This window comes from Nicoliella lavandulae, assembly GCF_037546185.1.
GTDB classification, from domain to species: domain Bacteria; phylum Bacillota; class Bacilli; order Lactobacillales; family Lactobacillaceae; genus Nicoliella; species Nicoliella lavandulae.
The window spans coordinates 178,135-203,346 of sequence record NZ_JAWMWH010000003.1 but is presented as its reverse complement, the minus strand read 5'-3'; the positions used below and the strand labels follow the sequence as shown (position 1 = coordinate 203,346).

At 34.6% G+C, this 25,212-nt stretch carries 24 protein-coding genes; 11 read left to right on the top strand and 13 right to left on the bottom strand.

What is annotated here, in order from left to right:
- Positions 1-66 precede the first annotated feature (66 nt).
- Positions 67-651, top strand: a complete 585-nt coding sequence (locus tag R4146_RS07490; protein WP_339960833.1) for a TetR/AcrR family transcriptional regulator — start codon at positions 67-69, stop codon at positions 649-651.
- 32 nt (positions 652-683) lie between these two features.
- Complete coding sequence (locus R4146_RS07485) at positions 684-1,649, top strand: ADP-ribosyltransferase (protein ID WP_339960832.1); 966 nt, start codon at positions 684-686, stop codon at positions 1,647-1,649.
- Between the two features lie 50 nt (positions 1,650-1,699).
- Here R4146_RS07485 and R4146_RS07480 read toward each other — a convergent pair whose 3' ends face one another.
- From R4146_RS07480 to R4146_RS07470, 3 genes are read right to left on the bottom strand one after another with little or no spacing between them, the layout of a single operon-like run.
- Complete coding sequence (locus R4146_RS07480; protein ID WP_339960831.1) at positions 1,700-2,515, bottom strand: transporter substrate-binding domain-containing protein; 816 nt, start codon at positions 2,513-2,515, stop codon at positions 1,700-1,702.
- A gap of 14 nt (positions 2,516-2,529) precedes the next feature.
- Positions 2,530-3,276, bottom strand: coding sequence for an amino acid ABC transporter ATP-binding protein (locus R4146_RS07475; protein ID WP_339960830.1), 747 nt, complete (start codon positions 3,274-3,276; stop codon positions 2,530-2,532).
- Between the two features lie 14 nt (positions 3,277-3,290).
- Complete coding sequence (locus R4146_RS07470) at positions 3,291-3,989, bottom strand: amino acid ABC transporter permease (protein WP_339960829.1); 699 nt, start codon at positions 3,987-3,989, stop codon at positions 3,291-3,293.
- A gap of 509 nt (positions 3,990-4,498) precedes the next feature.
- Between R4146_RS07470 and R4146_RS07465 the strand changes: the two genes are divergently transcribed.
- On the top strand, positions 4,499-4,798 hold the full coding sequence (locus R4146_RS07465) for a hypothetical protein (RefSeq protein ID WP_339960828.1): 300 nt from the start codon (positions 4,499-4,501) through the stop codon (positions 4,796-4,798).
- Here R4146_RS07465 and R4146_RS07460 read toward each other — a convergent pair.
- Both R4146_RS07460 and R4146_RS07455 read right to left on the bottom strand, forming a co-directional pair.
- On the bottom strand, positions 4,780-5,286 hold the full coding sequence (locus R4146_RS07460) for an O-acetyl-ADP-ribose deacetylase (protein WP_339960827.1): 507 nt from the start codon (positions 5,284-5,286) through the stop codon (positions 4,780-4,782). The two genes, R4146_RS07465 and R4146_RS07460, sit on opposite strands and share 19 nt — an antisense overlap.
- Before the next feature lie 66 nt (positions 5,287-5,352).
- Positions 5,353-6,222 carry a LysR family transcriptional regulator gene (locus R4146_RS07455; RefSeq protein ID WP_339960826.1) on the bottom strand — a complete coding sequence of 290 codons (870 nt, stop codon included), beginning with the start codon at positions 6,220-6,222 and terminating at the stop codon, positions 5,353-5,355.
- A 107-nt stretch (positions 6,223-6,329) separates the two neighbouring features.
- Here R4146_RS07455 and R4146_RS07450 point away from each other — a divergent pair, with 107 nt between their 5' ends.
- Complete coding sequence (locus R4146_RS07450; protein ID WP_339960825.1) at positions 6,330-7,733, top strand: APC family permease; 1,404 nt, start codon at positions 6,330-6,332, stop codon at positions 7,731-7,733.
- An 82-nt stretch (positions 7,734-7,815) separates the two neighbouring features.
- Here R4146_RS07450 and R4146_RS07445 read toward each other — a convergent pair whose 3' ends face one another.
- Both R4146_RS07445 and R4146_RS07440 read right to left on the bottom strand, forming a co-directional pair.
- Entirely contained in the window at positions 7,816-9,453 is a 1,638-nt protein-coding gene (locus tag R4146_RS07445; RefSeq protein WP_373695355.1) for a peptide ABC transporter substrate-binding protein, read from the bottom strand.
- Positions 9,454-9,476: 23 nt separating this feature from the next.
- Positions 9,477-10,193: a gamma-glutamyl-gamma-aminobutyrate hydrolase family protein gene (locus tag R4146_RS07440; RefSeq protein ID WP_339960823.1), complete on the bottom strand. Its 717-nt coding sequence runs from the start codon at positions 10,191-10,193 to the stop codon at positions 9,477-9,479.
- Positions 10,194-10,549: 356 nt separating this feature from the next.
- On the opposite strand from R4146_RS07440, the gene R4146_RS07435 reads away from it, so the two are divergent.
- Positions 10,550-11,887 (top strand): dihydrolipoyl dehydrogenase family protein, encoded by a 1,338-nt coding sequence (locus R4146_RS07435; RefSeq protein WP_339960822.1) that lies wholly within the window; start codon positions 10,550-10,552, stop codon positions 11,885-11,887.
- A 103-nt stretch (positions 11,888-11,990) separates the two neighbouring features.
- Positions 11,991-12,473, top strand: a complete 483-nt coding sequence (locus tag R4146_RS07430) for a hypothetical protein (RefSeq protein WP_339960821.1) — start codon at positions 11,991-11,993, stop codon at positions 12,471-12,473.
- A 334-nt stretch (positions 12,474-12,807) separates the two neighbouring features.
- Here R4146_RS07430 and R4146_RS07425 read toward each other — a convergent pair whose 3' ends face one another.
- Positions 12,808-13,668, bottom strand: coding sequence for an NmrA family NAD(P)-binding protein (locus R4146_RS07425; protein WP_339960820.1), 861 nt, complete (start codon positions 13,666-13,668; stop codon positions 12,808-12,810).
- Between the two features lie 106 nt (positions 13,669-13,774).
- On the opposite strand from R4146_RS07425, the gene R4146_RS07420 reads away from it, so the two are divergent.
- Complete coding sequence (locus R4146_RS07420; protein WP_339960819.1) at positions 13,775-14,356, top strand: TetR family transcriptional regulator; 582 nt, start codon at positions 13,775-13,777, stop codon at positions 14,354-14,356.
- 12 nt (positions 14,357-14,368) lie between these two features.
- On the opposite strand, the gene R4146_RS07415 is transcribed toward R4146_RS07420, so the two are convergent.
- Positions 14,369-15,441, bottom strand: a protein-coding gene (locus R4146_RS07415; RefSeq protein ID WP_373695354.1) for an IS3 family transposase whose coding sequence is annotated in 2 segments (ribosomal slippage) — positions 14,369-15,186 and positions 15,186-15,441 — 1,074 coding nt in all. Because the reading frame shifts where the segments join, the coding sequence is not laid out codon by codon here.
- Positions 15,442-16,141: 700 nt separating this feature from the next.
- On the opposite strand from R4146_RS07415, the gene R4146_RS07410 reads away from it, so the two are divergent.
- Positions 16,142-16,987, top strand: a complete 846-nt coding sequence (locus R4146_RS07410) for a CAP domain-containing protein (protein WP_339960818.1) — start codon at positions 16,142-16,144, stop codon at positions 16,985-16,987.
- Here the strand turns inward: R4146_RS07410 and R4146_RS07405 are convergent.
- Both R4146_RS07405 and R4146_RS07400 read right to left on the bottom strand, forming a co-directional pair.
- Positions 16,980-18,052 (bottom strand): IS3 family transposase gene (locus R4146_RS07405; RefSeq protein WP_373695352.1). Its coding sequence is split into 2 segments (ribosomal slippage): positions 16,980-17,797 and positions 17,797-18,052, totalling 1,074 coding nucleotides; the frame shifts between segments, so codons are not numbered across the junction. The genes R4146_RS07410 and R4146_RS07405 overlap by 8 nt on opposite strands.
- A gap of 315 nt (positions 18,053-18,367) precedes the next feature.
- Entirely contained in the window at positions 18,368-18,904 is a 537-nt protein-coding gene (locus tag R4146_RS07400) for a hypothetical protein (protein WP_339960817.1), read from the bottom strand.
- Between the two features lie 523 nt (positions 18,905-19,427).
- On the opposite strand from R4146_RS07400, the gene R4146_RS07395 reads away from it, so the two are divergent.
- Entirely contained in the window at positions 19,428-20,810 is a 1,383-nt protein-coding gene (locus tag R4146_RS07395; RefSeq protein ID WP_339960816.1) for a Na+/H+ antiporter NhaC family protein, read from the top strand.
- Between the two features lie 49 nt (positions 20,811-20,859).
- Here R4146_RS07395 and R4146_RS07390 read toward each other — a convergent pair whose 3' ends face one another.
- On the bottom strand, positions 20,860-21,795 hold the full coding sequence (locus tag R4146_RS07390; protein WP_339960815.1) for an L-lactate dehydrogenase: 936 nt from the start codon (positions 21,793-21,795) through the stop codon (positions 20,860-20,862).
- 205 nt (positions 21,796-22,000) lie between these two features.
- On the opposite strand from R4146_RS07390, the gene R4146_RS07385 reads away from it, so the two are divergent.
- On the top strand, positions 22,001-22,468 hold the full coding sequence (locus R4146_RS07385; protein WP_339960814.1) for a hypothetical protein: 468 nt from the start codon (positions 22,001-22,003) through the stop codon (positions 22,466-22,468).
- 37 nt (positions 22,469-22,505) lie between these two features.
- Here R4146_RS07385 and R4146_RS07380 read toward each other — a convergent pair whose 3' ends face one another.
- Positions 22,506-24,467 carry a S53 family peptidase gene (locus tag R4146_RS07380; RefSeq protein WP_339960813.1) on the bottom strand — a complete coding sequence of 654 codons (1,962 nt, stop codon included), beginning with the start codon at positions 24,465-24,467 and terminating at the stop codon, positions 22,506-22,508.
- Positions 24,468-24,656: 189 nt separating this feature from the next.
- On the opposite strand from R4146_RS07380, the gene R4146_RS07375 reads away from it, so the two are divergent.
- Positions 24,657-25,097, top strand: coding sequence for a hypothetical protein (locus R4146_RS07375; protein ID WP_339960812.1), 441 nt, complete (start codon positions 24,657-24,659; stop codon positions 25,095-25,097).
- Positions 25,098-25,212: the final 115 nt, after the last annotated feature.

Genomic DNA, 25,212 nt, shown 5'->3' with positions numbered 1-25,212 from the left:
ATATATGTGTTAATATATTTAATTAGCTAGTATTATTTTAGCAAAGCTTTATAGAGGGTGAATACAATGAACACAAAGGATATTAGAGTCCAAAAAACATATCAAGCTTTAACGGATGCTTTTTTACAACTACTTAAAACTGAAAGTTTTAATTCAATTTCTATTAACGATTTATGTAAGCAATCCAAGATTGGCAGAGCAACATTTTATCGACACTTCAAAAATAAAGATGACTTTCTCCATTTTGCAACTAAGCGGTGGGTTAACATCTATTTAGAAACTGGGTTTGATAACCTATCCAATTTCGTTGAGCGAAGAACTGAATTACTATCCAGTATCATCAGTTCCATGCTTCATTTTATGGATGACAACCGGCAGTCATTAGCATCTAGCTACCAATTAGATATCGCCAATGTCTTTTTTAGCGCATTTAGAGCCAGAGTCGAAGCGCTAATCAATGATTATTGTGCTGCTTTACATGGCTTAACCTTCAATGGAAATGCTAATTTATTGGCATCTGAAATTGCAGGGGCGATTGTATATGCTGGAACATGGTATCAAGAAAATCCCGATGCTGATATTGATGAAACAGTAGAATCGATTGTCACTCCGTTAGATAAAGTATTAGATCTTTATTTCCCAGCTAATTAATCATCAGTGATAGAAAATAAGGAGTTTCGTTAATGAAAATTAATAAAATGCCCATCATTCTTAGCATTTTAATTGGTACCATCAGTTTTACTTATCCAGCCAATGCAAAGGATAATTTCAATCAGTCACTGATTGAATATAATAATACCAGCTCATACATTACTGATAAAACTAGTAATTCATGGGTTTTAAATCGATCGATCAAGGCATATCCGATCAAAAATAAGCAACCCGAATATGATAAACAAGTGACGCTACCCCAATTTATGGTCGGTAGTATTAAGAAAAAATTCTTAGATGGTTATATCGTAAATTTTGTTAATCAAAATAAGCCACTTTATGTTCCTAATTTTAAGGACAATACTTACTCTTACCATGCTAATAATGTGGATACTAAGAAGTACAAGCAATTACTAGCAATCGAAAATAAATGGCGCAAAAGCTTAAGTAAAAAACAAGTGAAAGCCATTGGTGACTACACTAATAATGCTTATACCGGCATCAATAATCACTTACGGTTCCCAGAAAAAAAGGTTAGCGCTAAAGTTAAGCAACAAACTAATCTAATTAATTCTGCTATTATGAAATTCAAAACACCATTCGCCATGACTATTTATCGTGGAATCAATGAAAAGGGATTAGCAGCTAGCATTAATAATCGATCGCTCAGAGTTGGGCGAATTTACCAGGATGCTGCGTTCTCATCTTCTAGTATTTCTCATAAAATCGCAACCGGCTTCCAAAGTGCCATCCTATTAAAGATTAACGTTCCAGCCGGTTATAATGGAGCTTATATCGCACCAATCTCAATCAATAGTCCTGAAAAGGAATTTCTATTAAAACCGAATGCTCAATTAGTAATTACTAAGATTCAAAATGTAACTACTTACTACTCCATGCATGGTCAAATCGGTAGTGCTGCTCATCATAAGAAAATTAGCGCCAAGCCTACTACCATTAAATATAAAATGATAACAATGAACTTAGTTAACCAATAAAAAAATCCCGTTAGGAATCTAAATGATTGCTAACGGGATTTTTTAATCAATTACTTAGTAGTAATATCTGATCCAAAGTATTTAATTGAAAGTTTCTTAAGGGTTCCATCAGCTCTTAATTCCTTAATAGCTTGGTTAACCTTCTTAGTAACTGCCTTTGAGTTCTTGTTTAACATTACAGAAGTTTCAGCAGGTTTTTGTAAACTAGCGGGTACATCAACTTCCTTAAGGCCCTTAGTAGAATTGTGCTTAGCGTAGTACTTCCATGCAGGAACCGCATTAACAGTTCCATCAGCACGACCTTGTTGAATCAATTGATAACCAGTTGCACTTTCTGGAGTTGAAGATACCTTGGCACCAAAGTTCTTAGCTACAACGGCATTGTCAGTTCCAGCTCCATCAACAATGTTCTTACCCTTAATGTCCTTAATGCTCTTAATATTACTATCACTTCTAGTAATTAAAGTGTAGTAGGAATAAGTATATGGGGTTGAGAATGAATATAACTTTTCTCTTTGTGGGGTCACAGTCATATTGTTCATAACTGCATCGTATTTATTACTACCTAATCCGGCAATTAAACTGTCCCACTTAGTTTGAACAAAGTTAACCTTTAAATTCATCTTTTTCGCAATGTCAGTTGCTAAGTCAACTTCAAATCCCTTTAATTTACCATCTTGACGGTATGAATAAGGGGCGTATGTTCCTTCAAGTCCAACGGTTAAAGTTCCCTTCTTAGTTAATTCAGATTGATAACTACCGTTAGAACTTGAATTATTAGAATTACCACATGCCGCTAGGACGACTCCAGTCCCAATTAATGCAGTAACTACTGATAAACGCTTGATTAATTTATTAATTTTCATAATTATAAAACTCCTTAAAGATTATCATTTAATGACATTGCTGCTAAAAATTCTTTGATTCGTGGTTCATTCGAATTGAAGAATTCATCCGTAGGACCTTCAAATCCAATTTTACCATCTTCTAAAAAGACAATTTGATTAGCAACACGTTGTGCAAACGTTAAATTATGGGTAACAATAATTAACGATTGTTTTTCCTTTGCTAGATCTAATAAGACCCGCAAGACTTCCATTTCAATTTCTGGGTCCAACGCACTAGTTGGTTCATCCAACAAAATGTATTCAGGGTGCATTGCTAGTGAACGGGCAATTGCCACCCGTTGTGCTTGTCCTCCAGATAACTGGGCTGGATAAGCATCAGCCTTACCTTCCATCCCCACTTTTGATAGTAATTGCTTTGCTAATTGACTAGCTTCAGCTTTACTTTTGCCTAGAACTTGAACGGGTCCTTCCATAACGTTTTTAATAACGGTCAAATGGGGAAATAAATTAAAGCTTTGAAACACCATACTTGTATGACGCCGTACATTCAAAACCGTTTTGGAACTAATTTTTTTGCTAAAATCAATTTTTAAATCATTAAAATCATATTCACCAGAATCAGGAATTTCAAGTAAATTGAGGGATCTCAACAACGTTGATTTACCAGATCCAGATGGTCCTACAATTACCGTTGTTTTGTTTTTAGGAAATTGAATGGACACATCATTTAATGCCTTTTGACCATCAAAGGTCTTATAAACATCTTTTAATCTAAGCATCTGCAATCTCCTTCCTAACTAACAGAATAACTAGAAACCTTCTTTTCAAGGTAACCTTGTAAAATTGTAAGAACGCTACAAATCACTGCATAAACAGCTGCCGCCAAAATGTACATAATCAACGGTTGATAGTTTTGGGCAGCAATTTGCTGACTCACTTCGAATGTTTCAACGATCGTAATCGATGCAGCTAAGGACGTGTCCTTAACTAAACCAATGAATTCATTGGACAGTGGTGGCAATGAAACCCGACTAGCTTGTGGCAAAATAATTCGCCAAAGCACTTTTCGTTTAGTCATTCCAAGCGAGTAAGCGGCTTCCCATTGCCCATCAGGAATGGATTGAATTGCCCCACGAATGGTTTCAGAAGCATATGCTCCCGTATTCAATGAAAACGTTAAGATTCCAGCAACAACTGGCGTTAACTTAATTCCATCAGGTAAAATCCCGGCAATTCTTAAATAAGGAAGCCCGAAGAACACAATAAACAACTGAACTAATAAGGGAGTACTTCTAAAGAGCCAAACGTAAAAACGAAAAATTCCCTTCACGATCAAGAACCACCCGCCTAACTTAGAAAGTCGAACCAAAGCAGTAATTAATCCTAATGCCAATCCGATAATAAACGAGACAATCGCAATTGGAATTGTATAAACCAACGCTGCTTGAATTAACTGCGGCGCTGAATCCTTAATAATATCCCAAGTATTCATATATGTTCCTCCTTTCGTAAGGATCAATTTAGCAAAACAGAAAAAGGCCATTAAATTAATGTACAATAACACTAATTTAATGACCTTTTTCATCCATGATTAAACTCATTACATTAGTTTATGTACAACTTAATTGTACACAAACCCGTTTTACTTGCCAAATAATGTGTCTTAATGGTTTTGGAAGATCTCATAACTAGTGCTATATAAAGTGAACCCAATACAACATGAACAACACATCATTTTCATACTAGTCATTATAATCTTCCTCCTCGTTCGCTAATTGTTAGATTAAGATTAACAATAAATAAGTAAAATGTCAATCAATATTACATTGATAAGACAAACATAACACCGAATAAACAATTTGTAATTGAAAAGTTAACAAAAATCAATTACAAATTGTTAAATTTGTTTTATAATATGTTAAAGAAAGTCTTAAGGATTTTATAAACAAATGACTTTTAATCTAAATTAGTTATTCCAGAAATCGAAAGAAGGATGAAATTATGTCTAACCGTAGTTATTTAATTGGACTATATATTGGCCTGGCAACCATTGCAGTTGGGGCCCTCTTAATCCTTGGCAATTTATTTGCCCACGCTAATAATAACCAACCACCGATGTCACCATCAGAAATGCACTATATTATAAATCAAGACCAATACTTTAATAATAAAGATAAGAATGGATCACATCACTTTAGTGGTTATTTTCATGTTAATCACTATAAATCTGATTATATTATATATAAAAATAACCCTAAATCAGTTTCAAAATCTATCAATCATCAAAAACCAGATTCATAATTTTGTAGTGCACGTTGATATGCATCCGCAGTTCGCTCATCAAAGCATACCATTGAAACTGCTATATCACTTGGAAATTGTAAAATCGTTTTCACCGCAATTGGTGCGGCTTGATCCAATGGATAACCATACGCACCTGTACTAATTGAAGGAAAAGCAATTGTCTTAAAACCATGATTAACCGCAATCCTCAATGCATTCCGATAGCAATTAGCTAATTGGATCGCATCTGTTTTAGTTGCATGCCAAATTGGGCCCACAGTATGAATAATATAGTTAGCCGGTAAGTTATAGCCGTCAGTTAACTTGGCTTCACCGGTCTTACAACCATTTAATTTCATACAGGCATTATTTAGTGCTGGACCGGCTGCATGGTGGATGGCTCCATCAACACCACCACCACCTAATAAACTGTGATTAGCGGCATTAACAATGGCATCACCATTAAAATCAGTAATATCACCTATTCTTATTTGTAATTTGATCATATTAATTAACCATCCTTTCCAATAAACGCCCACTAAGTCGATATTAGTGGGCTTATTTGCGTTTTACTACATTAATCGTTTCCGGTTCTTAATCAAGAATTCAATGAAATATTGACTAGCAATTGGTAAGGTCTGCTTATCCCGATAAACCACCGCTACTGGACGTTCAACTGCCGGTTCAACCGGTTTCGAAACCACGTTAAAGTTGGTCCGACTAAACACCAACTCAGACAACATACTGATTCCTAAGCCCGCTTCAACCATGGCCATGATCGTATAATCATCTTGGATGCGATATTTAACGTTCGGTTTAACCCCAGCATTACTAAATGCTTCTAGTGGCTCACTATAGCCACCACCTTCCACTAAAATAAATGGATCATCAGCTAACTTTTCAATCGGAATTCGGTCCAACTTAGCCAACGGATGGCCTAATGGTAAAAACGCCTTCATTTGCGTCGTATGAATAATATGTTTATGAAAGCCTTCCCCATAGTCAGCAGTCATTAGCCCAAAGTCAATGACCCCGTTTTTAAGCCAGTTTAAAATCATCCCATAATCACCTTGTTGCAACACGAATTCAATATCCGGATATTCTGCTTGAAATTCCTTGAACAAATCTGGTAACCAGTAACAACTAACACTGGTAATTGCTCCAATTTTAACAGTTCCGGTCTTCAACCCGCGAATCGAGCTGGCCGTTTCTTTTAACGCTTGATATTGACGAATGGTCTGGATAATAAACGGGTACAACTCTTTGCCTTCGGGGGTCAACTGAACTCCATTTCGCGATCGTTTTAAGATTTGAATATTAAATTCCTTCTCTAAACTTGCTACCATTTGACTAACGGATGACTGGGTATATCCTAATAGTTCAGCCGCTTTAGTAAAACTATTGGTTTGTAAAATTGCTTCTATTACTAATAATCTATTCATTAAGTATCACCTTTTCTAATATAAGGATTTGAATTATTAATTTCACTTATAGTTAATTTAGTTATATATTTATAAAGGTAAATTAACATATAGAGGGGAATTATTTTATGCAAATTTTCAGAAAAGAATCAGTTGCTAATTATCTTAAAGCTGATTCTAGGTTATCTAAAAAATTGAATGCTCGTGACTTGGTTTCACTGGGAATTGGGGCTGTGATTGGAACTGGGATTTTTATCCTACCTGGCCATGAAGCAGCATCCCATGCCGGACCAGCAGTTGCCATTGCGTTCTTATTAGCAGCGATTGTTTCTGGACTGGTGGGGATGGCATATGCAGAGTTTTCTTCTGCCATGCCAATTGCTGGATCAGCATACTCATTTGGGTCCGTTGTCTATGGCGAAATCGTGGGATGGATTTTAGGATGGTCATTAATCCTAGAATACTTCCTTGCCGTCTCTGCTGAAGCAACTGGTTTTGCCGCATACTTTAATAATAACATTTTATCAGCCTTAGGCATTAATATTCCAAAGGCACTTCAAGCCAGTCCAATGGAAGGCGGCGTCATTAACATTACTGCCGTCTTAATCGTCCTAATCATCGCCTTTATTTTGATGAAGGGAACTGAACTTTCCGCTAAAGTTGAAAACTTTGCGGTTGTGATCAAAGTGGCTATTATCATCCTGTTTATTGTTGTAGGTGTGTTCTACGTTAAATCCAGCAACTATGTTCCATTTTACCCTAAAGAGTTCCACAGTTCACCATTTGGAATTGGTGGGTTGGCAACTTCTGCTGCAACCGTATTCTTTGCCTTCATTGGTTTTGACGCCCTTGCTGCTAATTCTGCTGAAACCATCGATCCTGGTAAAAACGTAATTAAAGGAATCATCTGGACCGTGGTTATTGCGGTTGTTCTATACGTTGCATTCTCACTTGTGTTGACTGGAATTGTTAACTATAAACAATTAAACGTTGATGATCCTGCTGCATTTGCATTAGATGTTATTCATTTAACTGCATGGAATAAATTGATTACCGTTGGTGCTTTATTCGGAATCTTTACCGCCATGATCACCATGTTCATTGGGGGGTCTAGATTAGTATACGCACTCGGTCGGGATGGTCTATTACCAAAGGCAATGGGTAAGGTTTCTAAGAAGCATTCAGTGCCATCCAATGCAATTATCATTGCTACCATCGTTCAAGCATTCTTTGCTGGATTGGTACCACTTACCCAATTAGCTTCATTAATTAATGCCGGAACATTGATTGCCTTTACCTTCATTTCCTTTGGAGTTATTAAACTACGTCACCGTAAAGATATTCAAAACAATGGTTTCAAGATGCCATGGTATCCATTCTTACCAATCTTAGCTGGTGTCTGCAGTATTTTCTTCATCATTTTCCTACCAAACATCACTAAGATTTCAGTTGGAATTTGGTTAGTAATTGGATTCATCTTCTACTTTGTATACGGAATTAGACACTCTAAGTTACAAAATAATCAAAAATAATCAACTAAATTAATAACAATATCCAAAAAGGACTACTCGATAAAACGAGTAGTCCTTTTTTAGATTTTAGTGGGATAAATAACTATTTAACATAAACTCCAGATAGGTCCCAAGTAGGTCCATTTGGATAGTATTTAACACCATGAATATTAGATTTAATCACTTCTGGTTGCACTTGTTGGTAAAGTGGAATGATTGCCTGTTGACTTAGCATAATATCATTAGCCTTTACCATGTCTTGCCAACGTTTTGCTTCATTAGCAGCATCTGAACCAGTCGCTTTACTCATCAATTCATCGTATTGAGCATTTGACCACTTCCCAAAGTTAAGAGAATTGCTTGAAGTCTTAACGTTCAATGGTGAAGTTGGATCAGTAACGGATGGTGACCATAGTGAAACTGCAATTTGGAATTGATTATTGATGGAGCGACTAACCTTAGTTGGATGTGGTAAGTTCAAGTCACTAACCTTTAAGCCTGGTAGCTTCGTTAATTGACTTTGAATAAATTCATTTACCGCCTTACCAGTTGGAGTATCATCGTTTAGTAATTGTAAGTTTAATTGCTTAGTGTGGGTTTGTGATAGCCCCAACTTCCATAACCGTTTAGCAGTAGTTAAATTACTTGCCGTTGCCGATTTGTTATTCGACCAATCAGTAAAGTCTTTGCCTTGATATGAAGCAAGGCCTTTAGGAACGATGCCCTTAGCAGGATAAGAGCCATCCCCTAACACGTCCTTAGTTAATTGATTTCGATCAATCGCCAATGAAAGTGCTTTACGAATGTTAATATTCTTCAATGCTGGAACTTTTTGGTAATTCAATGCAATGTAATAAACACTGTCGGTGTTACGTAGCTTTAATTGATTACTATTCTTAAAGTGTTGGACTTGTTGCTTACCATTTAGTTGTAATTCATCTAATTTACCGGCTTCATATTGGTTAAGTCCAGTGCTAGGATTTTTGATAACGTTGTACTTAATGTTACGCACTTTAACCGTCTTAGCATTCCAGTACTGGTTATTTTTAGTCAACGTCCAGCCATCATTACTCCCAGTCCAACCAGTTACCTTAAATGGACCGTTATAAACTGATTTAGCACTACTAGTCCCGTATGTTGAACCATACTTTTTAACCACTGATTCATTTTGAGGATAAAAGACTGGAAGCGTAACTAGATTTTTGAAGTAGTTTTGGGGACTGCTGAGGTTAATCACTAACTTATAGTCGCCTTCAGCCTTTACGCCCAATGCTGATACCGGTAACTTTTGATTCTTAACTTGATCATAGTTTTGAATATGGTCTAGGTAATAAGCAGATTGAGAAGCTGTCTTTGGATCAGCACTCCGCCGAATCCCGTAAACGAAATCCTGAGCAGTAACTGGATCACCATTGCTCCATTTAGAATGCCGTAAGTAGAACGTGTAGGTTTTTCCGCCATTGGAAACCTTGTAGCTAGTTGCAACGCCTGGGGCAACCTTATTGCCACCATTTAGTGTTAATAAGCCCCAATAAGCATTATAAACCGTCTGGTCACTGATGCTATCAACCGCTTTAGATGGGTCTAGTGTCGAGATACTGGCACTACTCATCCAATTTAAATCCTGTTTATTACTTGTGGTACTACTTGCGTTATTATTTCCACAGGCTGCTAACACCAATGAAGATAATCCAACTGCTGTCAATAATTTCCAAAATGAACGCTTTGCCAAACCTAACACATCCCTTCAAATTAAACCAATGCTTACATTACACCATTCTTTGCATTTGCAAAGAAGTTTTTAAATAACTGTTCTTGCTTTGGATCATCTTGCCAAAGGTTTTCAGGGTGCCATTGAACAGCTTGAATCAAGCCACCCTTTCCTTCCACTGATTCGATAATTCCATCATCAGCACGGGCAACAACCTTCAAGCCATCCCCAACTTTATTTAGAGCTTGGTGGTGACGTGAGTTAACTTTAGTGCGATTACCTAATGAAGTTGCTAGATAACTATCAGGATCAACATTAATCATATGTGTTGGGAAATAACCGCGGTCCCAATCAGCAGTATGATTTAATAAATGCCCAGCATTAGGTGCTTGAGTATAAATATCTTGATATAAAGTGCCCCCGAAGAAAACATTAATTGCTTGCATTCCGCGGCAAATTCCTAACACTGGTTTACCATTCGAAGTTGATTCCTTTAAGGCTGTAAATTCGGCAGCATCGCGTTCGTCATCTGGATTGTCAGTCGTCGCAAGTGCTTCTTCATTATATAGTTCCGGATTAACATCAATTCCGCCCTTTAGGATCAATCCATCTACTTCGTCAATCAATCGTTTAGTTTGAGCAACATTACCAATTGGGACTGCTACTGGTGTAATCCCATGGCTTCTTAATAGGTCCACAATTGCAGCTGGAACCCCAGTTAATGGATCAGCTGAATTTACATATACATCTGAAGTAACGCCAATTTTCATTTAAATTCCCCCTCAAAACAGTAAAAGCCATCTCAAACATCAAAGGATGCTAGAGATGGCTACACTTTGTCTATCAACTTAGTCATTAATAAGCTTAAAATAATTTACAAAAAGACTAATTGATATCATCGAATAACCATGATCCAACACCCATACATGAACAGTATTTAATAATTTGCATTTGATTGTATAACATGATTATTCCTCCCATTAGTTAATTTAAGATATAATATAGTCCGATTCATTAAAAAAGTCAAATATTTTTCTAATCAAATTAACAAAAAAGCCAATTAATTTACATCTGATGTAGTTCTGATAAACTTTGATTATAAATAATGTAGAAAGCTGGAAATTAAATGAGTACTAAGTATGATTATGATGTGATTTATTTAGGTGGTGGCGTCGGTGCAGTAAATGGTGCTGTTCCGTTAGGAAATAAGGGCTATAAAGCTGCTATCATCGAATCCACTGCGATTGGTGGAACTTGTCCTAATTTTGGGTGTACCCCAAAGTTTACACTAGATGTTCCTGCAGAATTAGCTTATCGAACGAGCCAGTTCAAAAAAATTTATGGCGGTAACGAATTAAAAGTCGATTGGTATGAAGACATGCAAAGAAAGCATCGTAATATTGATGCTGACCCAGCTGGTGGAATGAAGAAACGACTTAAAGCAGCTGGGGTAAATGTGATTAAGGGATTTGGCCAATTAGTTGATAACCATACGATTACTGTTAATGGCGAATCACTAACTACAGATAAGATTGTGATTGCAACTGGTCTGACCCCTAATCATATTGATGTTCCAGGAACCGAGTTGACTCACGATAGTACCCATTTCCTATCTATCGATCATTTACCAGAACGCCTAGTCGTAATTGGTAGTGGCTACGTGGCAATTGAATTAGCTACGATTGCCAACGAAGCTGGTGCTGATGTGACCGTTCTAATGCACCATGATAAGGTATTGCGTCAATTTGATCCATTCTTAGTTGACAAGTTGGTTGATAGTCTCACTGAGCGGGGGATGAAGTTTGTCCCTAATTCTGATATTAAGGCCATTCATAAGAACAATGATGAATTAACGGTTGATTATAAAGACCAACAAATCACTGCTGATTATGTTTTAGATGCCAGTGGACGTAATCCAGTGGTTCATAATATCGGGTTAGAAGCTGTCGGAGTTGACTTTGACGAACAAGGCATCAAGGTTAATGACCACCTCCAAACTAGCGTTGAAAATATCTACGCGGATGGGGATGTCATTGACTTTGGTAAACCAGAACTATCACCCGTAGCCACTTTTGAATCCAAATATCTAACCAAGTTATTCAGTGGTGAAACTGATGAAGCCATCAAATTTCCACCAATGCCAACTAACGTCTTTGCATCTCCTCGAATCGCAACGGTCGGCATCAATCCCACCACGGTTGACGATGATGATAACTATCGCGTAGTTCGTTCAGTACTATCTGGTGAAATGTACTATAAAGCAAGTGGCCAAACAGTAGCTGCTCGGACTCTAGTTTTCGATAAGGACGACTTCTTAGTTGGTGCAAGTGAACTAAGTGACCAAGCAGAAGATGCTGTTGAAATTTTTAATATGATTATTTCATGGCACATTAGTCGTAAACAAATCCAGGGATTGATCAACATCTTCCCATCCCTTGGTAGCAATATTCTTACCAGTTTTTAACAAAACGATTGCAAGTTATTAAAAATCAACTTTCTTGGTTTATGTAGGCCTCTTTTAATGATATGATAATAACTAATCATTAAATAAAGGAATGAATAGATAAATGCGTAAATCTAAGATTATGGCTTTAATCATGGTATTAGCTTCTTCATTAACACTAGCTGCATGTAAAAGTCAGGAAAAAGCACCTAAGAATAGTAGTTTACCTTCTACTTACTTCTCATCTGCTAATTCAGAATCTTCCGCTGCACAGAAAAAACAACTTGCTATCAACAACTTTGTTGATTCATTGACTGCAAACTACAAAAAGTTATTTAAGGTTTCATATGATGAAAGTTCTGATACTGTTAAGTTAATTCCACACAGTAAGAACTTAAAACAAATCATTACTTTGAGTAAGCAAGGTAATTCTCAAGGAATTGACGCTTGGACTAACTTTGTTTCTGGACTTCGAAAAACTTCCGCTAGTGTTGGTAAGCAAACTAAAGACACCAAGTTTAAGATGAACATTACTGATCCATCTGATCACAGTAAAATCCTTTACTCGGTTCAAAACGGAAAAGTATTGCAAAATGCTTATAAATAATTAAATACTAATCGTAAAAATACCCGGTAATCGTTAGACTAAGTCTAATAACTACCGGGTATTTTTTATTCATAATTATTTAAACAAGGTAACTAAAAATGAAGCGTGTAGGTATAACCACTTTCAAACGCTAAATCTGGAATAATTGAAACATAACGTCTGAACCATCACTTTTAAAACTAAATGCCACACAGCTGTATTTAGCCCACTTGTTCAATACGGTATCAAATCACTAAATAAAAGACCGATGTACATTTAAATGTGCATCGGCCCAAAATTTTTGAAGTTAATGATACGAATTAGGCGAGGATAGATATGCTAATTGGTAATTAACTTATAGTTGATCATTTTTAATCAATTCACTAATTGCTTGATCAAGTGGTGTTAATGGATGTCCTAATACAGCCTCAAAGGTATCCTTATTGGCCATCTCCTCACCATTGTTACCTCGAATTGAATAGTCTTGGTATACCTTCGATAAAAAGGCTCCAATATCTGAGATACTTAAGCTACTTAAATACTTATCAAATTCTGATGAATCTACTTCTGAGATATCAATCTTTTTACCAGTTGCCTGTTCAGTAAACTCACCTAATTGTTTGAAAGATACTGGCTGACCTGTTAAATTTAAAATTTCATTAGAGTTCTTTTCAAGAATTACCTTTGCTCCAGCTTCAGCGTATTCACGTCGTAAGGCCCATGCTACTTTATGATCACCGGCATAATATTCAAATTTTTTAGCATTAGCTGCAGCCTTTAAAAATGGTGCGATTAATTCTAGATACCAATTATTTCTTAAAAAGGTATGATCAATCCCAGTTCGTTGAATTAATCTTTCAGTTGCTTGATGATTTTGTTCTAATCCCGTTTTATCTTTATCTACTGCATATATACTGGTATATGCAACATAATCAATATTGCTTTCAACAATCGCACTAACTACATTTTTTTGTAAATTAAAGTCAGGAACAGATACGAATAACAATCTATCAATACCTTCAAATGCTGTTTTCAAGGAATCAATATCTGAATAGTCACCGATTCTAAATTCAACATTGTCATAATTCAAAGCTTGGGCTTGGTCACTACTTCTAACCAAAGCAATAATTTCAGTATCGGCTTGGGCATATTGCTTTAAATACTTCACTGCGTATTTACCATAATGACCAGAAGCACCAGTAACTAATACTTTCATAATATATACCACCTATTACTTATTTATTATTAGTAATTTTAACTGAAATAACAGATAATGGAATAGATAAAATTAGCAATGTATCCATTTTTAAAGGGAGTTAATTATGCAAAATAAGACTACAAACCGAATTTTAACCGCGTTTGAAAAGGTTTTAAAAACACAATCATTTGAAAAAATCAGCGTTCTAGATATTTGCAAGGAGTGTGGCATCGTTCCACAAACTTTTTATAATCATTTTCACAGTAAGTATGATTTAATCATGTGGAGCTTGTCACAAGATATTCTATCAGCCTTCAATAAAGATCACTATGAATACTCCGTGAAAAATATAGAAGCAATGTTAACGCAACTGGCAAAGCGAAAACCATTCTATAAAAAAATTTATGCAACTGATTACAGCAATTATTTTGATGAATCTATGAATAGATTAAATATAAATCTTGCTAATAAAATTATCAAAAGCTACTCTAAACACCATTCGTTAACAAAATATGACGAATTATTAATTCAATATCACATGTATGGAATCATGAGAATATTTAAATTATGGATTTTTGGCTGTACTGCCGTTTCAACGCTGGAATTAGCTAAATTTCAATACTCCGAAACACCAGATATATTAAAACGGGCAATAAGTAATTATACATTTAATAGTGATGATTTTTATGTGCTCCTATGTCAATAACTTGGACTGATTTTATGTAGTTTTGACCAAGCTAATTCTTTCATTGTTATACCATCTTACGTACCAATCAATACCTGCAATTGCCTCTTCTATGCTTTCAAACTTTGTTTGAAATACTAATTCACGTTTTAGCATTGAATGAAAGTTTTCAATGTAAGTATTGTCGTATGGATGGCCTTTCAATGAATATGAATGCTTGATATTAAGTTTGTTTAATAACTTTTCAAATAAATCACTGGTATATTGACTTCCCATATCACTGTGTAAAAACATAGGTTTGCTAGTCTTTTTCACCGCTTTAAGCATGGTATTAGTTACTAATTCTGCAGTCATTTCATTACAAACCTGATGGGCAATAACCTTATGGTTATTAGGATTATAGACACTGGCTAAATAAACCCACTTGTGATTCGTTAGTGGAATATAGGTAATGTCAGCACACCAAGCAGAACGCCAGTCCTGACGGACTAAGTTAGCACGTTGTTCATAATCATTATGGGTGGTTGGTTTGCGATATTTTTTGTTCATTACTGAATGAATTTTCATGGAATGCATTAGCTTCCAGACGGTTCTAGAGCTGACCTGTAATCCTTTATTTAAGAGGACTTGATGAATTCTGGGATACCCATAAACATAACGGCTTTGTTGCCAGGCAACTAAAATTTCTCGTTTTAAAATTAGATTATGATGATCACGTTTTGTTGGTTGATGATTAGTCCAATAATAATAGGTACTCTTAGGCATTTTAAAAGCTCTTAAAATGGTTGCTAAGCGGTGTCCATGTTCCAAACTATCTTTAATGAAGCCTAAGGCTTCATTAATTGTTAGCGCTTGCCAAGTAACACCGCGGCTCGTTTTAAAATTTCAAGTTCCTCTTGAGTCTCAGCTAACTTATTTTCCATTTGAATATATTTTTCATATGAAATACTTTTACCATCAACATTAATCGTCTTGGCTTGCTTGATCCAACGATTGATTGTATTAGTAGAAATATTATAATCCTTAGCAAGTGAAGTGATACTACGTCCTTGTTTTGCTAGTGCAATAATTGAATCTCTTAATTCTTTAGAATATGATTTTGGCATAATAAAAACTCCTTTAATAATAATTATACCCGAAAGGGTACGACATAAAAATGGTCTATATTATTATCATAGGAGCAATGAATATTGATATTTATTTCTAAATGGTATGACATAAAAATGGTCTATATTATCATAGGAGCAGAGCTGAAATTGACTTATGCATTTCATTAGATATATAATTCAATATAATTAAAGTTAATAAGGAGTTATTACAATGAAACTAAATAAGCTATTATACAGTTCTGTTATTTTATCTATAATAAGTGTAAATTCAATAGAATATGTAAATAACTACGGTCAAAATATAGCTAAAGCTAGAATAATAAAAAATAATCAAATTAAAATTTTAAGATACGTTCATTATAGTAAAAAAATTAAAGTTTATGGAAAAAATGGAGCTGTATATGGTAATCCTACTAAACTAAATAAAATCGCTAGTTTAAGTGACAATAAGTTTAAGAGAAAAGTATTCACATCATCATTTAAGATTAGAATAAAGTTACATAATGGAAAAAAGAATACATTAGTGCATATTAAGGGGAATGGTATTTCAGGATATGTAAACATTAAATATATTCATCATTATAAGCATATAATAAATAAAAAGGAAAATAATTCTTCAAAAAAGTATTCATATAAAAATAGCTTATCTGATAATCCATACTCTAAATCTAGTGAATCAAGTTATAAAAGCGATAGTATGCTTTCTAGTTATTCAAATGATTATTCATATTCATCATCTAGCAATATATATGATTCTAATGATTCTAATATTTTAAATAGTTCTAGTTCGTATAGCAACTCTAACACTACTAACACTTCTAGTAATGTAAACAGTTCTAGTTCCTATAGTAATTTGAGCACTGCTAACACTTCCAACAATATAAATAGTTCTAGTTCTTATAGTAGCTCGAACACCACTAACACTTCTAGCAATGTAAATAGTTCTAGTTCTTATAGTAGCTCGAACACCACTAACACTTCTAGCAATGTAAATAGTTCTAGTTCTTATAGTAATTCAAGCACTGCTAATAATTCCAACAATGTAAATAATTATAGCTCCTATAGTAATTCGAGCATTTCTAATACATCTAGCAACGTAAATAATCTTAATTCATATAATAACTCGAGCACTACTAACACTTCCAGCAATTTAATAAATATTAGTAGTTCTAAAGAAATCAATGATGCAATTCAAAGTGCATTAGCACAAATCAATCAGGAAAGAGTTAACAATAACTTATCACCACTAGAGTTAAATAATGGAATAAATATGCTTGCTCAAAAACGAGCTGAACAAATAGTAACAAACTTTAGTCACTACGATGATCAAGGTCCAATATATGAAGATATGTTGGTTACTCAAACAAACCTACCAGTAATTAATGCAGTTGAAAACATGGGATATATATATAACCCTGGTCAAACATTGTCACAAAACGTTAACGAAACAGTTCATGATATGTTCTATAATGATGAGGCCTCTGGATGGGGACATCGATATAGCTTTGCTCCTATGTCAATAACTTGGACTGATTTTATGTAGTTTTGACCAAGCTAATTCTTTCATTGTTATACCATCTTACGTACCAATCAATACCTGCAATTGCCTCTTCTATGCTTTCAAACTTTGTTTGAAATACTAATTCACGTTTTAGCATTGAATGAAAGTTTTCAATGTAAGTATTGTCGTATGGATGGCCTTTCAATGAATATGAATGCTTGATATTAAGTTTGTTTAATAACTTTTCAAATAAATCACTGGTATATTGACTTCCCATATCACTGTGTAAAAACATAGGTTTGCTAGTCTTTTTCACCGCTTTAAGCATGGTATTAGTTACTAATTCTGCAGTCATTTCATTACAAACCTGATGGGCAATAACCTTATGGTTATTAGGATTATAGACACTGGCTAAATAAACCCACTTGTGATTCGTTAGTGGAATATAGGTAATGTCAGCACACCAAGCAGAACGCCAGTCCTGACGGACTAAGTTAGCACGTTGTTCATAATCATTATGGGTGGTTGGTTTGCGATATTTTTTGTTCATTACTGAATGAATTTTCATGGAATGCATTAGCTTCCAGACGGTTCTAGAGCTGACCTGTAATCCTTTATTTAAGAGGACTTGATGAATTCTGGGATACCCATAAACATAACGGCTTTGTTGCCAGGCAACTAAAATTTCTCGTTTTAAAATTAGATTATGATGATCACGTTTTGTTGGTTGATGATTAGTCCAATAATAATAGGTACTCTTAGGCATTTTAAAAGCTCTTAAAATGGTTGCTAAGCGGTGTCCATGTTCCAAACTATCTTTAATGAAGCCTAAGGCTTCATTAATTGTTAGCGCTTGCCAAGTAACACCGCGGCTCGTTTTAAAATTTCAAGTTCCTCTTGAGTCTCAGCTAACTTATTTTCCATTTGAATATATTTTTCATATGAAATACTTTTACCATCAACATTAATCGTCTTGGCTTGCTTGATCCAACGATTGATTGTATTAGTAGAAATATTATAATCCTTAGCAAGTGAACTGATACTACGTCCTTGTTTTGCTAGTGCAATAATTGAATCTCTTAATTCTTTAGAATATGATTTTGGCATAATAAAAACTCCTTTAATAATAATTATACCCGAAAGGGTACGACATAAAAATGGTCTATATTATTATCATAGGAGCACTTCTTAAGATCAGACATAAACGCAATTGGAATTGGAATTTTTCAAACTCCAGATAATAAAATTTATTCAGTATTTGATTTAGGTAACTATAATATAAATAATAAAGTAATACATTTTATCCCAAAACTAAATGATTAGTAGTAATTAATAAGTAACATTCATTAATACCAAAAACACCCTCAAAAACTATTCATCTAGAATAACTTTTTAAGAGTGCTTTATTAGCTTATCTATTTTTTATTTACCGATTTCTGATCCAACGTTACTAGTTTTGATTTTATATGAGTAATCCTTTGAGACGGGTACCTTAGTATATACCTTAACTTCACCATAATTAGAGTAGGCCTTTAATACCGTTTGCAGCTTGCCACTAATTTTCATTTTACTAGTCCAGAAAGTGGGCAGTTGTTCATCAATATCATCCCCCTGGTTAAAAGTATAAGTCGTACCATACTGACCATCGCCAGCACTACCCTTCTTGATTACCAATTTAGTAGATCCAGTGTTTTTAGGTAAATAACCAGTTTCATAATTTAATTTTACTTGATTTTTTTTCAGATTAAATTTGGAGTAGGTTCCAGTAATCACATATTTATTGGAAATATAAATCAACTCACGATGATTTTTTTTATTTGCTGCATACCAATTACCATGGTATGCACTAGGAACCGTTTTCTTTACAGTTAATTTCGCTGACGCAGTTGTTGAAGGCAATGCTGAAATTACTATTAATCCAGCTAATGCTAGTCCAATCAATTTTTTCTTCACTTTCATCCCCCTGTTCAATTTAGTTCAAAAACATTACTATCAACGATTTTACATGATACTAAATTTAATTTGAATAGATACAAATGAATCTTAATGGATTTATGATTTTTGAAACATAAATATTAATTATGTAAAAAGCTTGCAATCTACAAAAATGATGATATCATTGTATTTAAATTAATAAATAATTAGATTTTAATTAAGTAGAGCTTTATCTGGGTGTCAGGAAGTCGGTGGTTGCTGCGAATCGATCAGGATAAAGATTTCGAAATACATTAAGCAATGATCTAAATGGATAATAACTAGACCCATTACTGTCTAGTGAGATAACATGTACTAACATGTTAAGCTGGGTGGTACCGCGGTCGTCCACATCGTCCCAATTGCATTTATTTGCAATTGGGACTTTTTATTTACTAAGGAGGCGCACCATCATGATTAAAATCAATACGTGTGGTGGACTGATTCGATATCGAATCAATCATCATTACTACTACCATTATTTTAAATTCAGAAAGGATCTTCAACTATGGAAAATAACAAACCAAAACTTAAATTAAGCGAAAGCATCATCATTTTAATTGGATTACTAATCGTCATGTCGGTTGGTATCATCGGATTACATATCTCACCTGAAGTCCCCATTTTATTTAGCATTATGATTTTAATCTTTTGGGCCAAATGGCGTGGCTTTACCTGGGATGAAATTAACAATAGCTTTATTGTTGGAATTAAATCAGGAATCTTACCCCTATTCATTTTTCTATTAATTGGTTCGCTAATCGGTGTTTGGATCGCAACAGGGATCATTCCAACCTTAATGGTTTACGGATTTCATTTAATTAACGTTCAGTGGTTCTTACCATCTGTCTTCGTTATTTGTGGGGCGATGGGGGCCGTTATCGGAAGTGCATTTACCGTTTGTTCAACCCTTGGAATCGTATTTATGGGAATTGGATTAACACTTGGTGTTGACCCCGCCATGACTGCTGGAGCTATTTTATCCGGAGCGGTTTTCGGTGACAAAGCATCCCCACTTTCAGTTTCAACTAATGTTGCTGCATCAGTTGTTCATGCTAACTTAATTGATCACATCAAGAACCTAATGTGGTCCACAATTCCTGCTAGTATCGTTGCATTTATCCTATACGCACTACTTGGTCGGCATAACGGAAATGCTAATTTTAATAACGTTAATCAAACCATTAACGTGTTACAACATCATTTTATTATTTCACCAATTGCCTTAATTCCAGTTTTCTTATTGTTCATCTGTGCATGGATTAAAATTCCAACGATTCCAACGTTATTTATTAACCTACTCGTTTCTGGAATTATGGGATTGATCAGAATGCCTGAACTAAACTTAGTTAAACTTAACAACGTAATTCAAAGTGGATTTGTTTCTCATACTGGTGATAAACGAGTTGATTTGTTACTAACAAGAGGTGGAATTTCCGGAATGATGGGAACCGTTGCATTAATCTTTGTGGCCTTATCAATTGGTGGTTTACTTATCAACCTAGGAATCATTAAATCAATCATGACGCCATTAACTGCTCATCTCCACTCTACTGCTGCACTTATTATTTCAGTTATCATTACTTGTTTTGGCGTTAACTTCTTCATTGGTGAACAATTCTTATCACTAATTCTACCTGGTGAATCATTTAGTAAAGCATTTAAAGAACATAACTTAGCTCCTGTTGCACTAAGTCGGGCGCTAGAAGATGGTGGAACTGCTTTAACTTACTTAATTCCTTGGGGGGTTGCCGGTAGCTTTGTCACTGCTACTTTAAACGTTCCAACTGTTGAATACATTCCATTCGTATTCCTTAGTTTATTCTCCCCTGTCTTTTCAATTCTCAGTGCAGTTACTGGATTTAAGATCAAACACTTAAATAACAAATAGTAATAAAATAAAAAATCCTCCAGATTGGAGGATTTTTTTATGCAATTAATTATTCCATTCCCTTAATCGTATCTTCAAAACGAGTTCGGATGTATTTAGCAGATGCGGCTAATTTTTCCTTTTCTACATCTGTAAGTTGTAGTTCAGTTTGTTCAACGACTCCATCCCGACCAACGATGGCTGGATAAGATAAATAAGTATTATATTCTTCATTCCAATTTGAAACTGGTAATTCTGCTCTAGCGTCACTAACAATGATGGCAGCTAAACGGACAGCAGCTGAAGCAATTCCATAATTAGTGTAATGCTTACCATGATAGACAGTATAACCACCAGCCCGAGCTGTTTCATCTAATTCTTTTAAGTCAATATCTCGTTTCTTAGCAATTTCAGTAATTGGACGTCCTAATACCCGAACTGTTGACCATGCTGTAAACTGTGAGTTTCCGTGTTCACCTAAGTTATAACCAACCACTGAACGTGGATCAATTTTTAACTTAGCGGAGACAGCCCGTCGCATTCGAGCAGAATCTAGTAATGTTCCCGTTCCAATGACTTTATGTTTAGGAAAGCCAGTGAATCGTTGATACATCATTGTAATTACATCACAAGGATTCGTGATATCAATTAACACACCATGAAATCCAGATTCACGTAACTTTTTACTAACATCTTTGACCGCATTCTTAGTAAATGGTAATTCAATAAATCGATCATGTTCCTTATTATCCTTTTGTAATGAAATCTTACCGACTGCAGAAATTACCACATCAGCATCTGCTAATGCAGCATAATCATTTACGATAATATTAGTATGCTTAGTTAAATTAGCCATTGCATCTTCAAAATCAGTGGCATCCGCTTTTACTTTATCTCCGTTTACATCAATTAAAACAATATCATCAGCAAAACCATCTGTAATAATGTGATGCACCACCGCTGAACCAACGTGTCCAATCCCAATTACGCCTACTTTTCTTGTCATAATTTCCACCTCGCATTTTATTAATGAATTCAGTATAGCACCGCAATTATTAAATTCAACATCATTTTCTAATTACTTTCTAATAATACATTAATGTTTTGAATGAATGAATTAGATTCACTAATCTATCTCTTCACTAGATCTATCTTTTTTTAACATGATCATCTAAAATGAAATAGTCAAATCAATTTAAGGATGATTAATAATGAAGAAGTGGTATTTAGTATCACAAAATAAGAGCCATCAATATGAATTTAATAAGCAAATACTATGGTCGCCAAAGCGAAAACGAGATGGTAGTCGAGCATACTCGTATGATTGCATGCAAAGTCTTAAAGTTGGTGATATTATCGTTAACGTTTACCATCAACATATCATGGGAATCAGCGTTGTAATTAAAGATGCTTATTCACAACCTAGGCCAGTAGAATTAAATAACAAGGGATGGGCTAGTGAGGGCTGGCAGGTTGATTTAAAAATAAAACGAGTTCAAATTCCATTAGCCCCTGAACGTTCATTTTTTGCAGATTCAAACAATCGTAAGCAGCGACATGATGCTTTTAACACCAATGGAACGATTAACCAAGGGTATTTATTTGAACTCAATCAAATTGAAATTAGTCACATTAAAGATCTGTTACTGACTTTCTTTTTAGATATAGAAATTAAATAAAGACGAATGGGAATTAATCTCATTCGTCTTTATTTAATTAATGTTCATCACTAAATGATTGATTCAACTTAGTAAAATCAACAGTTCCTAATCCAACCGTTTGATTATATAGCTTACCAGGTTGCCCAACATAGTATAAATTCTCATTATCAGAACTATCTAGTTTAGTAAATGGTGAGCTAGTGCCCTTAGCGAACCGATAGATTTGCGGGTTCCAAAAGCCCATTCGTTTTCCTTGGGCACTGTTAATCACCGCAGCCATTCCAGCAATTTGTGGAGTTACAATGCTTGTTCCGCCAGATGGAATGCTTTTACCATTGACGTATACATTATAGCCAGTTAGAGAATCAGCATTCCCAGAAATATCAGGAACGTTTCGACCACTCTTGGATCCACTAAGCAAAGGTGCATTCAGATTTAACATCCCCGTTTTTAAATTAATGAACTGCCGTGCACTATAGGTATTAACCCCACTTATCCCTTTTTGATAATCAGGAGTTGCAAAGTAGTTACTAATACCGCCCCCACTTCCTTGATATGAATTGCCTAAGAAGTTGGCACTAGTCGTTGAACCACCAATTTGTTTCAATAACTTATTAACAGTTTCTTTTTGATGCTTGCTTTTAGCATTTTTAAGCAGGTTTGCAATATGTTCCAACTCTACTTTTCGAATATAATCGACGCCAAACAACTGATAAGTTGTATTAGAACTCCAAGCGATTTCTTTATCTAAAGATACCGTCTTATTATCAGTTGGTTTAAATCCAGCAATATCAGAAAAATTCAATCCTTTAAACGGAAGCGTTGTACCGCCCACAGCAGTTATATAAGGTGAGTTGGTTGGCATTCCAATGGTACGTTCCTTACTACCGCTTCTAAATTCGTAGGCCCCATTATCACCAGAAGCATTGAACACCGAGATTCCTTGAGCAGCCGCTTGTTTTAATAACTGATTCATAACGTTCAACTCTGCTTTTGATGTAAGCTTATTCTTAACATCAGTTTCAACCGAACCATAACTATACGAAATTACATCAACGTTATCACGCCCAATTGCAGTTGCAAATGATTTTAAGGCAAAATCATCATTACTATGTTCACCCATATATACATTTATATTTGCCTTAGGTGCAATTGCACTAGCTTGTTCGACGTCCATTGTAACTTCACCCTGATCACCGGTAGATTTAGAAAGGTTATGGTCGACATACACCTTCTTTATCCGGTTATTATCTGATTTTACTCCTTGCTGTTTTAAATATGTTTTAATATCACTTTGTTTAAAATCTGCATCACCAATAATTCCAATGGTCTGATTTTGACCATAATAATTGGCATCATATAAACTCTGAGTATTATATGTGCGTCCGAACTTTTTATATGAACGATCACTAATGTTTGGATCCTTAATCTTTTTAATCACCTTATTAATACTAGTGTCATTAGTGCCATTAGTATTATTGGCGTTGTTAACAATTTGTTTGTTTAAATTAAACTGGTCAATATAATAAACATCCTTGGCAATCACCTTAGTAAGATGAGCTTTATTAAACGATACTTGATACGTTAGTTTATTACGTGTTGCTTGCATTAATTTAATATGGAATACTTTTTCTATGTTCTTCGCACTACCACTAACTGTCATAATGGTATTTCCAGGATAAGTAACCGTCTTCAAGTGATTTTTTGCCATATACTTACCAATCACTTTGACCTTATTATCAGTTAAACCATATTGACTGCCAAATTGCTGTGGCGTTAAATACTTACGATAATTAGCATTCCCAGGAGTAACAGTTTGATTAATAAATTGATTCAATTGTTTACTATTACGTCCCTTTAATCCTAATACAATCGTCTGTTTTCGACTATCAGGTACATTCTTATAACTAATCTTATATTGTTTTGCATGCGCTAATTGATTTGTACTGATCGTTGTTAGACCCACTCCAACAACAGACGCAGCTAATAGCATTGATTTAATCCTTGTGAATCTCATTTAATTACCCCAATTCAAATGTAAAGTTTTAACACTAGTATTATAAATTTTACCATTAAAGCCAAATTACTACACATATTTATGCTAAAAATTAATTCAAATTATCTGCAACTTTAGACCATCTTGACAAGCAGATAAAAGTAGTTCTAATATAAAATATATATTACATAATATGGAGTGTGGATAATTATGAAAAAAATAATTTTACAATTTTTATTAATGACATCATTAATTAGTGTTAGTTTTATTAGTATGAATAGAGTGGCAAATGCTAAAAGCGTTAACGCTCTTACTAATAAGGAATTCCATAATTACTATCAAGATCACTATGCAACAATTAAAAAAGGCGTTGAAGGTTATAAACTAAGTTCCTCATCTATTAATAAAGTTTATAAGACTAAAATGCAGTGGGTAAATGACTATAAGCCTTACAAAGTATTAAAGCCAGGTACTAAAATTATGCTGAGCATCGACTCAACTAGTATTCCAATGAAGGGCCAAACTAAAAACATCCCTAAGGGTAAGGGCTTTAGATTCTGGAATGTTGCCACCAACAACGGAAATGATCTTTTTATTGTTAGGGAACAAAATAATAATTGGTTTAAACTGGGTAAAGAAACCCCATTTTAATTAAGTAACATAGTATAAAAACACGGTGCCATTTATGTGCATCGTGTTTTTATTTATCAATAGAATAGCTAAATACATAATGATTTAATAATCAACATTATATTAGATGTACAAT